The sequence below is a fragment of the Calditrichota bacterium genome (assembly GCA_013152715.1).
GTDB lineage: Bacteria > Zhuqueibacterota > Zhuqueibacteria > Thermofontimicrobiales > Thermofontimicrobiaceae > 4484-87.
In genome coordinates this window covers 26,197-39,035 of sequence record JAADFU010000180.1, presented here as the reverse complement: position 1 = coordinate 39,035, position 12,839 = coordinate 26,197, and the positions used below count along the sequence as shown (strand labels likewise).

At 42.8% G+C, this 12,839-nt stretch carries 10 protein-coding genes; 3 read left to right on the top strand and 7 right to left on the bottom strand.

The window, feature by feature from the left end; all coding sequences use genetic code 11:
* Window positions 1–35: 35 nt before the first annotated feature.
* From GXO74_13585 to GXO74_13575, 3 genes are all read right to left on the bottom strand, one after another.
* Window positions 36–464: an Hsp20/alpha crystallin family protein gene (locus GXO74_13585; protein NOZ62698.1), complete on the bottom strand. Its 429-nt coding sequence runs from the start codon at window positions 462–464 to the stop codon at window positions 36–38.
* Window positions 465–683: 219 nt separating this feature from the next.
* The gene (locus tag GXO74_13580) at window positions 684–2,864 is read right to left on the bottom strand and encodes a carbohydrate binding family 9 domain-containing protein (protein NOZ62697.1); all 2,181 of its coding nucleotides are present in this window, start codon (window positions 2,862–2,864) and stop codon (window positions 684–686) included.
* Window positions 2,865–2,940: 76 nt separating this feature from the next.
* Window positions 2,941–3,819 (bottom strand): DUF1861 family protein, encoded by an 879-nt coding sequence (locus GXO74_13575; GenBank protein NOZ62696.1) that lies wholly within the window; start codon window positions 3,817–3,819, stop codon window positions 2,941–2,943.
* 172 nt (window positions 3,820–3,991) lie between these two features.
* Between GXO74_13575 and asnB the strand changes: the two genes are divergently transcribed.
* Entirely contained in the window at window positions 3,992–5,656 is a 1,665-nt protein-coding gene (gene asnB / locus GXO74_13570; GenBank protein ID NOZ62695.1) for an asparagine synthase B, read from the top strand.
* 148 nt (window positions 5,657–5,804) lie between these two features.
* Window positions 5,805–6,842 (top strand): hypothetical protein, encoded by a 1,038-nt coding sequence (locus GXO74_13565; GenBank protein ID NOZ62694.1) that lies wholly within the window; start codon window positions 5,805–5,807, stop codon window positions 6,840–6,842.
* Window positions 6,843–7,109: 267 nt separating this feature from the next.
* Here GXO74_13565 and GXO74_13560 read toward each other — a convergent pair whose 3' ends face one another.
* The 4 genes from GXO74_13560 to GXO74_13545 form a co-directional block, all read right to left on the bottom strand.
* Window positions 7,110–8,036 carry a TIGR01777 family protein gene (locus GXO74_13560; protein NOZ62693.1) on the bottom strand — a complete coding sequence of 309 codons (927 nt, stop codon included), beginning with the start codon at window positions 8,034–8,036 and terminating at the stop codon, window positions 7,110–7,112.
* Window positions 8,037–8,209: 173 nt separating this feature from the next.
* Window positions 8,210–9,523: a DUF4097 family beta strand repeat protein gene (locus GXO74_13555; protein NOZ62692.1), complete on the bottom strand. Its 1,314-nt coding sequence runs from the start codon at window positions 9,521–9,523 to the stop codon at window positions 8,210–8,212.
* Between the two features lie 8 nt (window positions 9,524–9,531).
* Window positions 9,532–10,497 carry a hypothetical protein gene (locus GXO74_13550; GenBank protein ID NOZ62691.1) on the bottom strand — a complete coding sequence of 322 codons (966 nt, stop codon included), beginning with the start codon at window positions 10,495–10,497 and terminating at the stop codon, window positions 9,532–9,534.
* Window positions 10,498–10,509: 12 nt separating this feature from the next.
* Window positions 10,510–11,082, bottom strand: a complete 573-nt coding sequence (locus GXO74_13545) for a sigma-70 family RNA polymerase sigma factor (protein ID NOZ62690.1) — start codon at window positions 11,080–11,082, stop codon at window positions 10,510–10,512.
* Between the two features lie 722 nt (window positions 11,083–11,804).
* On the opposite strand from GXO74_13545, the gene GXO74_13540 reads away from it, so the two are divergent.
* Window positions 11,805–12,824, top strand: a complete 1,020-nt coding sequence (locus tag GXO74_13540; GenBank protein ID NOZ62689.1) for a hypothetical protein — start codon at window positions 11,805–11,807, stop codon at window positions 12,822–12,824.
* Window positions 12,825–12,839 lie beyond the last annotated feature (15 nt).

The window sequence follows — 12,839 nt, the reverse complement described above, 5'->3', positions numbered from 1 at the left end:
ACAGAGGCCTTGCAATCGAGTCAATGTTGTGCAAATTAGTGAATTTCAATTTCTTTGGCTTTTGCTTCTTCCGCTTTGGGAATGTTTACAATCAAGATACCGTCTTTGTAGCTCGCTTTGATTTCATCACCTTTCACATTCCGCGGCAAACTGAAGCTACGCTGAAATTTTCCGTATCTTCGCTCAACGCGATAGAAATTTTTGTCCTTATCTTCTTTCTCGCTTTTGCGTTCGCCGGTCAAAGTCAGCACGCCATCTTCAAACTGAATTTTAATGTCATCTTTTTTCAAACCCGGCAGGTCCGCTTTCACTTCAAAATTATCTTTTGTTTCGACAATGTCCACAGCGGGCTGCCACACGGAATCGGATTTCCACAAGTCCAGACCAAAATCGCTGAAAAATCGGTCTAAATCTCTCGGTAAATCCATCCACTCACTTCTTGGTTGCCAACGAATCAGAGACATAACTCATCCCTCCTTCACTTGGTTTATTGTTATTTGTTATTCCCAATTTCGCTAAAGGGATGAGCAAAGCGCGTGCCAGATTTAACCAAATATTTTAACTTCTTATTTTTACAATACTTAAATGACTTTCACTTCTTCCTTCCGACGCAGCAGCAAGTCTGCCGATTTGGCATTTTTGCGAAATTTATTCATTCTCCCCTGCCAATTTGGCAGTGCTCACTAAAAATAGTACAAATATTTGATCTTCAGCACGCCCGCGCGATCCGTGACATGCAGTTTCGACGGCAAAAGCGCACCCAGGGCATCATATTCGTCGCTGCGGTCGCGGAGTTCATTAATTGCCAGATAAACCCAGCTTTTGGGAGAAAAATTATAGGAAAATAAAAAGCCGAAAATTGTCTGCTCCAATTGCTTCGTTGATCGAAAACCCAAATTATCAAAATAGATGCGGATGTTCAAATTGTTCACCGGCGTGAGCGACAAAAAAGGTCTTGAGTTGAAAACAACTTCATTGACCTCATTGTCAGGATTACCTTCCACAAAAAAATTGGCGGACGTCCCGATTCTCAATTGGTCCATCACATTCCAGTAAAAATAAGCCCCGCCGTTGACAAAAAATGCCAGATAATCGCGGTAAAAATTGTAAGTTTTGGAATAGTTCGCCCAAAAACTCGCATGCCAATCGGGCGAAATGCCCAGCCAGGCATTGGTGTGCACCTGATAATATTTGTAGCGCACGCCCTGATCTTTTGATTCAGCGAAGACATAGGTCAATTCACCGCCCCAATTATTGCGAAATTGCAGATTAAAACCCAAAACGCCGCCGCGGTCGGTGAAGGCATCAACCCTTTCGTAATTCAATAATCCGCCCATGTAAAGAAGAATGCTGCTAATTTTTCCCTTCGGAAAATACCAACGAGGTCCCACAACAGCAATTAACTCACCGGTTCCGCGCCAGGGCACAAATCCCACGCCGTCCACATCAAAATTTTCTCCGATGTAACGCGTGCGCATCAGCGCGAGCCATCTTTTTGACAAACGCGTAAAACCAGCCGAGGCAGCAAAATCGCCGGAGCTATTTTTGTAAGATCGAGCCAATTGATACGCCAATTGCCAACTTGCTCCCCGAAACGCGCCGTCCACGTCGATGACACCGTTATTTTCCTGAGGCGTTGATTTGTTGACAAACAGCAAGCCCACGGAAGAATTGTTCAAAATTTGCCGCTTGAGACGCACCGAGCCAAAGGCAGCGCGGTCTTCGATCATCGTCTCGTCGCCGGATTTGTATTTTGTCTCACCGGTCAGCGCGAGAAATGCGCCATACTCGTACGGCGCCATTCGTCCCGATGCTTTTGCGCCAAACAGCAGTGGCACTTCTGTGCCATCGGGAAGTTTTTCTCCGATGCGCCGGGAATAGAACAATTCCAGCGGCCTGTAAAAACCAGAATTTCTCTGCCTGCCTGCAGCCTTGAAGATTTCATTTCCTTCAATGAAAAACGGCCGGCGTTCTTCAAAATAGGTCTCGTAGCGGGAAATGTTGAAGGTGTAAGGATCGGCCTCGATTTGCGCAAAATCCGGATTCGCAGTAAATTGAAAATTTATTTTTTCCGATGGATTGTACAAAACATCCAGACCAAAATCAGGATTCACTTCGTACTTTTTTTGAGACAAATAGTTGACCTTGGTGATTCCCAGGGGATAAATCTCCAGATGAGCGCTTTTTTGCGTGATCTGAAAATTGTCAAAAATCAGCCTGCCAAATTTGGAAATTCGCTGCCCTTCATTCTCTTCGTAAAAACACCAATAAATATCTTCCTTCCGCGACGACACCCAACGATCAAAATCAAGCCCCCAATCAGTCAGCCCCTGCGTGAATTGGATGGATTTGAAAGGAATTTTCATTTCCACGACATAGCCCCAGTCGTAAATTTTCGTACGCGCAAACCAGATTCCGTCCCAGGAATAGTCGCGGTCACGAGCATCGTCCAACAGCAAACAATCGCTGCGAACGCCGCCGGCGGAAATGCTGAATTTGTACGCCGTGCGGCGATTGCCAAACGTATCCAGGATGAGAGAAACCGCGTCGCCGGAGGAATTGTCCAGCACGCCGGTGATGCGCTGAATTTCTTCCGGCTTTTGCTGGCACTCAAAAAGGCAAAAAAGGGCATCTTCAGTAGCCAGCACACGCACAGTGGTTCTCACTGAAGGGTCTTTCCCGTGATAAGGCTGAAACTGAATGAAATCAGATGCCGAATCTGCTGCATTCCAGGCTGATTCAATTTTTCCGTCAACTTTGATCATTTCGTTAGTTTTGTGAAGGATCATCTTTTTCGGTGGGTGAATTTGGGCAAAAGTGACTGTTATCAGCGCAAACAAAACAAGAAAAACCTTCTTCATCATCCCGCTCCTTTTCAGCGTTCATTTCAATTTTTCAGCTAATTCGTCCATCCTCATGGTTTTTTCAGCCGAAAAATATCTAACAAAGTTTGACAAACGGATCTTTCAATTCCAATTTCCCGCAGGCGACGTCAGACAATCCGGCGTACAGCTCCGCCATTCCATCTCCCAGAAATTGAATTCCGCCAGGCAGCACAACGTCGTCCAATTCCGGCGAGCGCTTGGCGTCGCAGGCAGAAAAATCGCGCCGTCTGGCAATTATCTGAAACGGCGTCCATTCCCATCTTTGATAATCGAAAATAAAAGCAATAGCATGATAGTGCTTGATTTGTTCGCCATTTGGGAGAGTAGAAAAATAGGCAAAATGGCCCAACACTCCAATTTTTTCATGGCTCAAAAAATAGGCAGCATTCACGCCGCCCCATTGTTCTTCGGAAAATTGACCTTCCAAAATTTCAGCATCCCACAAATCAGCAATAGCTAATTCGTCCGGTGAATTCAAAATCATAAATCCGATTTTTCCTCTGCCGCCGATTTCACCCATGGGGCGTGTGAAAACTCCGACTCTGCCATCAGCCAATTCAACCAGCCGGATGTCCTTCATTGCCAAAGGCCCTTCGGTAATTTTTTTCAAATGCAGCAAATCTTTTCCGCGATAAAACTCGGTGCGCCAGCTATTATTTTCCACCGGAAATTTGACGCCGCCGAAAACAAGCTCTCCCTGAATTTTGGAAACAAACGGATCTTGCAGAGCAAACACGGGCGTCTCCGGATCGCGCTTCCAGATTCCGTTCTGTTCGAGAAAGAACATCACCTGACTGTCTGTCTCACTATCGCGGGATTCCACGCGCGCGGCAAGATAAATTTTCCCGCGATCTTCAAACGGAGCGGTGGGATTGTAAACATCTTTGCCTAATACTTTCCGGGAATTGAATTGCAAAAGTTCTCCGTTGGGCATTTTTCTTCTCCTCAATATTTCTCTTTGTAAACGTATTAGTCCGAAAAATGTTACATCAGTATCGGAAAATGAAATAAAAGATTCTTCAATTTAATTATTTTCATTGCATATAGTTTTTTAATTTTTTATATTTTGAAAATCATTTAACATTATTGAAACAAAAGGTAAGGTCATGTGCTCAATCCTCGGCATTCTGGACATTAAATCAAACGCCAATGAATTGCGCGGACTGGCAATTGAACTTTCAAAATTGCAGCGGCATCGCGGTCCTGACTGGTCGGGCGTCTATGTGAACGACAACGCAATTTTGGCGCACGAAAGGTTGGCAATCGTGGATGTGGAAAGTGGTTCCCAACCTATTCTGAGTGAAAATGGAAATTTAGCGCTGGCGGTGAATGGCGAAATTTACAATCACAAAGAATTAGAAGAGAAATTAACAATTCCGTATGCATTTCAAACGCGATCAGATTGCGAGGTGATCAATGCGCTGTATCGTGAAAAGGGCGTCAACTTTTTGAATGATCTAAATGGTATTTTCGCTTTCATTTTGTACGATAATACAGAAAAAAGCTATTTAATCGCCAGGGATCATATTGGAATCGTTCCGCTTTACTATGGCTATGATGAGCGAGGAAACTTTTATGTAGCATCGGAAATGAAGGCAATTATTAATGTTTGCCGAAAAATTCAAGAATTTCCGCCGGGGCATTACTATCACAGCAAAGAAGGAAAATTTGTTCGCTATTATGATCCGCTGTGGCAAAAGTATGAGCACACAAAAGACAATGCGACCGACACCAAGCTGCTAAAACAGTCACTCGAAGACGCGGTACACCGCCAATTGATGTCAGATGTTCCTTACGGCGTTTTATTATCCGGCGGGCTCGATTCAACAATAATTGCCGCCATTGCCAAAAAATTTGCCCAGCGACGCATTGAAACCAACGATTTGCAAGATGCCTGGTGGCCTCAACTGCATTCGTTTGCGATTGGGCTGGAAGGATCGCCTGATTTAATCGCGGCAAAAAAAGCGGCGGATTTCATCGGTTCAATTCATCATGAATTTCACTACACAATTCAGGAAGGCCTGGATGCGCTAAACGACGTCATTTATCACATCGAAACATACGACATTACAACAATCAGAGCTTCGACGCCCATGTACTTAATAGCCCGGAAAATTAAATCAATGGGCGTTAAAATGGTGCTTTCCGGTGAAGGAGCTGATGAAATTTTTGGCGGCTACCTCTATTTTCACAAGGCGCCGCATGCTCGGGCACTCCATGAAGAAACTGTGCGCAAAATTTTTCAGCTTCATAAATTTGATTGTCTTCGTGCGAATAAATCCATGGCTTCCTGGGGCGTCGAAGCACGCGTGCCGTTTCTGGATCGCGAACTTTTAGATGTCGCTATGACCATCAATCCGGAAAGCAAACTAGTAAAAAACGGACGCATGGAAAAACAAATTTTGCGTGATACTTTTCGCAACTATCTGCCGCCAACTATTCGCCACAGGCAAAAAGAACAATTTTCCGATGGCGTTGGCTACAAGTGGATCGATACGCTGAAAAAAATTGCCAAACAAGAAATAACCGATAAAATGATGGAAGAAGCGAATTATCGTTTCCCAATAAATACACCAATGACAAAAGAAGGTTATTACTACCGAACCATTTTCGAAAAATATTTCCCGTCAGACGATGCGGCTCGCTGTGTGCCAGCGGGACCTTCAGTTGCTTGCAGCACGCCGGATGCTCTCAAATGGGATAAAAATCTCAACGAAATGATTGATCCATCAGGCAGAGCTGTGAAAAATGTGCATAAAGATAGTTATTGATAGCATTTTGGCAAGAGATGCTAAATATCTACAATTTTAAAACTTGCCTCAAAAACAAATTTTTTCTTGACACAAAGCTAAATCTTTTTAAAATTCTTTTAAACAATAATCATACGTAATTATAATTTAAAACTGAGTTAAGCTAAAAATGGACCCAATATCATTTTCAAAAATTGTTTCATCGTTGGAAATTGAAAAGGCACTTAACAATACAACTCAAAAAACATTTTCCAACGCCTTATCTTCTATTTATGATTATGTTAGATTTAAGATTGACCCTTGGGGAAGGATAACTTATAAAAAAAAATTAATCGCTGCTTTGAAGGATAAACAAATTGAATTTTTGTCAAATTCAATTGCCAAAATAAATGAGTTAAAAATTGCAGAAATAAACAATCTTCAGACTGAAGAAAAAATCCTGACTGAGACTTTGAAGTACCTTCAAAATCCGGTGTTTATAGAATTTGTTAAAAACATTACTAAACCAAGTTTTAATTGGAAAGGCGGCTCTCGAAAAAAGGAGAAAGCTTTTTATAATGAAGAAGCCTGGTGGGATAAATTTTGTGAGTTAATGAATAAAAGACACGAGGAATGGCGGGCGAAATTATTCGCAGAAGCATTAAAGATACAAGCATCCGGGCAAGGCTATGTTGGATACACAACATTATGGAAAATAGCTTCGTTGCCACCTCACTCTTGGATTGATTTGACACAATATATGTCATTAGCTGGGCAAATTTGGGTAAACGGAGAGTTTAAATTTACTGTAATCCCAGGTGCATTTTCTAAAATATCTCAATTGGATTATTCTATTGGTAATGGAGAACGAAGATTACTTTCAGATCTTGAGACTTCCCTTACAGAAGATAATTTGACGCGTCAGGAAACGGGACCAATAGTTTTAAAAAAATCAGATGATAACAAATTTATTTTAAACGACATAGAATATAGCTTTGTTGTCGATCCGAATTACGAGGATCCCCTTCTAACTGATGAAGATCTTGATAAAGATTCTAAATTTCTAAAGAACTATTTTCGATTCTACGGTATTTGGCTGTCTTATATTGGTGAAGAAATTATTCAATTGAGTTCTGATGATGCGGTACATGAAGAAGCTGAAATACTTTTCAATAAATGTAAAGTGGACTTAGAACAAGATGGAATATTATTTATTAAATCAAAATAAGTAAAGTTGCCTGTGTATATTCCGTCCCTCGCGAGACTTGGAATTAAACATTGCCGTTAACGGCTATAAATATCTCGTGCCTGATGGTACTGTTGATTTCGAATTACGAGCATTTTTCACTTTTGAAATTAGTTTGTCATTAGAATTAATCAAAAGCCGCGATAGCGACGAAATATTTGTAGAAACAACCTAATACACATTTACTGAGTCCCGCAGGGACTTTGTTTTTTATTGAGATAAAATTCCCAATAAAGTTTATGGGACATTTTAATCTTTCTCAAAAATACCCTCTAACGCACTCTCAAGCTCAACAAACTTAAATTTAAACCCTAAATCCAACAGCCTTTTCGGAATTACGTGCTGACCCGACAAAATCAGTTCCTTTCCCATTTCGCCGAGCAAAACTCGAATTTGCCAGGCTGCCACATGAAGCCAACAAGGCCGTTGTAAAACCTGCGCTACAGTTCGATAAAATTCACTTCCGGGAATCGGATTGGGAGCAGTTAAATTGAAAATACCTGATCGGGATTTGTCCTCCAGCAGAAACAAAATGACAGCGCACAAATCTTCGACGTGAATCCAGGACATATACGGCTTTCCCGAACCGATGACGCCGCCGAAAAAAAATTTGAACGGCAACGAAACTTGAGAAAGAAATCCGCCATCTTTGCCCAGTACCAGGCCGATGCGCAGAGTTGCAAGCGGCACCCCTAAATCTTTTACTTGATTAACGCTTTGTTCCCACAATTGCGCTACTTCCGCCATGAAGCCTGTTCCGCGAGTCGAATTTTCATCTAAAATTTCATCCCCGCGATCACCATAAAATCCAATTCCGGACGGTTGAATCAGCACCCCTGGTTTATTTTTCACATTAGCAATTGCCTGATAAATCGCCTTTCCGGCATCTACTCTGCTCTGAATGATGCGCGCCTTTTTCTTCTGCGTCCAACGCAACGCCCGCACCGTCTCGCCGGCGAGGTTAACGATCGCATCGGCGCCGTCTAACTCCTGCTGCCAGTCGCCAACTGTTTTACCATCCCAGTAAACTGCCCGAACTGCGCCCTTGAAAATTTCTGACGTTCGCTGCGGATTTCTGGTGAGAACGATAATTTCATATTTTCTTGCCTTCAAGGACGGGATTAAATTTCTGCCTATAAATCCGCTACCACCGGTGATGACAATTTTTTGGGGCATCACAGCTCCCTTTTTCTGAAATTACAATAAATCACTACCTGTTTTTTTAAATAACTTTAAATTGGAAATCCAATTAATTAGATAAATTCGGCGGGCATTTGATACAAAATTTTTCCGATGACAAAAAAAGAGCCCGCGAACGGGCTCAAATTTTGTGCGATTTCCGATTTTTTTTATTTCAATTTCAAAATCGAAATATTTCCGTTAGTTGTCTTCAATTCAATTACGTCGCCGCCGCCGTTGATTTCTCCGGTCGCTGTAATAATCTCGTTTCTTCCTTCTTTTTCCTTTTTGATGGAAATGGGAAAATCCGAAATGATGCCGTAATCATCGCGCGCGCGCGGCGTGATTTTCAAGCGGGCTTTAATTGTCGCCGGTAACTTCTCCGGAATTTTCAGCTCTATTTCTCCGCCGGAAGTTTTCATGCTGATATGATGATCTTTGCTAAAATCTTTGAGCGTCATTTCTGCGCGCATGTCGCCGCCGGACGTCGAAGCGTCGATGAATCCGCGAATATCAAACAAATCCACATCGCCACCGGAAGTGGAGACTTTGATGCCGTCCATGACTGTCGTCGCTTTAATGTCCCCGCCCGATGTGGTAGCGGTTATTTTTCCTCTGATGTCAGTCAACTCGATATCTCCGCCAGAGGTAGAAACTTTTACTGTGCCATTGCTGCGGCGAACAACGATATCTCCGCCAGAAGTTGACGCTCTGACTTCCGCGCCGATGTCGTACAGTTCAATGTCTCCGCCCGACGTTTGCACCGAAACATTGGCAGTATTTTTTTCCACAATGATGTCCCCGCCCGACGTAGATGCCCGCACGTTTCCGTCAATCTCCCGTAGTGAGAGATCTCCGCCAGAAGTAGCCGCCTTGACGTCCCCCTTGATTTCTTCCAGATCGATATCACCACCGGAAGTCGCGAGCGTTACCTGTTGGCCTATTCTTTTTGCTGAAATATCGCCCCCGGAGGTCGTCGCGTTTACGATGCCGTCGATGCCCGTAACGTCAATGTCACCGCCGGAAGTCGCTAATTTGACATCTCCGATCAAATCGGAAACGGAAAGGTCGCCTCCCGCAGTACTGACCTGCGCGTTAAATTTTTGCGGTAATTTGACGTCAAAGTAGCTGCTCATGTAGGAACGGTAGCTGCCCTCCATGCCGACAATGATTTTATCGCCGACTTGCTGGTACTGAGATTTGAGGTCTTTGAGCACAGCTTCCGCTTCCGCTTTGGTGAAAACATCCATTTTTCGGCGCTCATGGATGTAAACCACATTTTTGCTCCAACTGGTGATCTGCACATCGCCGCGAACGTTTTTAATTTCCAGTGAGCCGCCGGGCTTGACTTTGAATTCTTTTTCAATGTCAGCCACGTAATAACGACCTTGCTTCCGCAATTGCTGAGCCCAGGCCATGGTTGACATCAGCAGAAAAATGATGAAAATTACCGTGAGCGCTGCATACCTTTTCGCTTTTAACATGTCGCCTCCTATTGATTGTTTGATTCGCTGATTTCAGGATTTTTTATTCTTTCCAACAAAACAGCCGCCTTGTTGCGCACATAATCGTTGCTGTCCTTCTCCGCGGCCTTGTGAAGAACGGACACGGCGTCTTTGTGTCGAATCCGCTCCAATCCGTCGATTGCTTGAATGCGCACGGCGGAATTCTTTTCCTGCAACAAAACCTTGATGAAAACTCTTGTGAGCGCCACTTGCACCGATTCGCTCCAGGGAATTGAATTTAGTATTTTGATCGCTTTCAAACGAACGCCGGAATTGTCGTCATTCTCCAACACTTCGATCAGGGCGTCCAAAACACGCTGATCAAATGATTTCGTATCCTGCAAAGCGTTGACAGACCTCAGCCGCAAATTGGGGCGGGAATCAGAAATCAACGTTTGGATAAGTAGCCGTTGAATCTGCGGATCGTTCGGATTGCCCTGAAGGCTGTGACGTTGAACGGTCTGATAGCGAACCACGACCTGGTTTTTCCGCTGGTCAAAAGACACGTTTTCAATTTGTTGAACCGCTTCCCCCTGCCGGGCAATTTGCTCCAGTAGCGCCGGGTTTAAACGCGCCGGATGCCGAAAAAATTTCGCGCCAAGCAAAATTCCAACGCCCAACAATCCCAGCGCAATTGCCATTTGCCATTGTGGGCGAAAATCCAAAACCACAATGTGACGCAATCGTTCCAGCCACTCGCGCCTGGCGCCATAGCGCGCCGCCATACGAACGCGATGAAACAGCGCGTCGCGGCTCTGGCGCAATAACTCATCTGAAACGCGAATCACTTCTTTGCCGCTCAATTGTTCGCAAAATTGTCTGGCAAGTTCTCTCTCGCGCCGACACTCGTCACAGGAATCGATGTGCTTCTGCAAATCATCTTGCTCTCTGGCTTCCAGTTCATCGTATAATGATAACCAGATCCATTTTTTGTACTTTTTGTCGCAACCCATTTTTTCTCCTGATTATTGGGCTTCATATTTTTGCAAATTTCGCTTCATCTTTTGCATGGCTCGAAATAGATAATTTTTTATCGTTCCTTCGCTTGATTCTAAAACATTGGCAATTTCCGCCAATTTCATTCCTTGATAATGACGCAAAATGAACACAGCGCGCTGTTTCGGCGAAAGCTTGTCAATGGCTTCAGCGATTTTCAATGACAGTTCCGAATTTAATAAATGGCTTTCCGGATTGGCGCCGGAATCCTCGGGTTCGGAAAACCCCGAATCATTCGCTGCCAGATATTCCGCACTTTCCATTTGCCAAATCTTCTTTCGTTTATTCCGAAAATTTATCGCCGTATTTACGGCAATGCGATAGAGCCAGGTGTAAAACTCGCTGCGAAACCGAAATGAATTTATGGATTTGTACACTTTAAAAAAAACATCCTGATACACATCCTTTGCATCCTCGATATCATTGAGCAAATGACAAAGCAATTGCATAATATTTTCGTCATACAGCCGCACCAGTTGTTCAAAAGATGGGACGTGACCTTCCTGAGCGCGGTGAATCAACAACACTTCATTTTGATCCATACTCATTCCTTGATTCATTCACAACTAATTAGACAATTTCTTAAACAAAAGGTTTGCACATTTTAAACTATTCATTATATTTTTAAGAATGCAACTTTTTGAATGAATGCTTTGTTTAATAAATTTGTAATAAGCATGGTTACAATTTTGTACGAACCCATTTGTTACAAAAAGATACAAGTTTTCATAAAATATATCTCAATTGCATCGCTCATGAATGTGACGGTGGTCACTTTTTGACCACCTCAAGGAGAATATTGGTCTTATTGCATAATTTTCATTCAATTATAATAAGTTCAATTTTTATATGCTTAATATCATTATAGTTATCCACTTCTTATTCGATTAATAATCAACTAGTTAGGCTGTTGAGCGCTTTTCAATATTTATTAATTTTTTGGCATAATAATTGATGTTATTTTGTCACTCTTTTTTGCCTGCTGCAAGGCAAAGCGGTTGCAACTCACTTAATTTAATAAACTTAAACCAAAGCGACATTTTATTCATTATTAGTTTCAACTTTTTATTCATCAGATAATTACATGAATAAAAGTGACTAATTACTTAAAAATTATTATCTTCTTTAAATTTTGAAAATTAACAATAAGTTACTTGACATTTTGTGACCAATATCTTAAATTTAATTATTTCATTTTGAAAATTAACCCGTTGAGAAAAATACACGTTATCGCATGAAATTACAATCTAAAGGTGGTTCCGCAATGAGAAAAATCTCTCTGCTGTTACTGATTTTGTTTCTCGGATTCAATTCTGCCGTTCATAGCCAGATCGGTCTCACCGGGGGGAAAGGAATGCTGCGGGTGCTATCGGCGGACCCGATCAAACCCGCTGACATTATCGTTCAGTGGAATATTTCCACTTACATGAAACAGGCGAGCAAAACAGTCCTCGCAAAATACTATCGCTCCAACCTTAATGTCACTGTCGGCCTGGCGCATTATCTGGAAGCCTATCTCAACGTGATTCCCTATCAGGACGATCAAGAACATTTGTGGGGAATGCGCGGCGACACCCAAATCGGAATCAAATATTTGACTCCCTTACGGACAAATTTCTTCAGATTCGGTCTGGCGGGAACATTCAAAATTCCGACTGCGGGCACGCCCAATGTTCCTTTCGAATCATTTTCCACGGGCAAAGCAGCGTGGACAGTCACCGGGCTGCTGACTTTTGATTTTCTCAAAGTAATGCCGCGGCATCCGATAAAAATCAATTTGAATGTCGGCTACATGGATCACGACGTGACAGACACTTATTTCACGTCTCAGATCGACCAAATGTTCGTTGGCGCCGGTCTGAAATTTTCCATTCGTTCGCTCCAATTTTTCACCGAATATAGCAGTGAAGTCTTTTTCAACAATCCAGATTTGCCATACAATCAAAACTCCTCTCGCATAACGCAGGGACTCCGATTTTTAGGCCCGTGGAACAATGTCATCGACGTCAATTTCGACATCGCATTGACTCAATACGACTCTCTGAAAAACACGGATATTTTTCACAAAGAATACTACCGATGGAAAGTGCGCGTGGGAATTACTCATCGCTTTTCCGTTTATAAATATTTTGACAAATCCGCAAAGTTTCAACGCATGAAAGAGGAAGAAGAACGGCGAAAGCTTGAAGCGATTAAGAAGAAACGCCAGAAAGTCAAACAAGACCTGGAAAGAATGAAAAAATCGCTCGAAGAAAAGGGCGGCGCCAAGAAAAAGAAAAAGTAAACCGATCAATTTTAG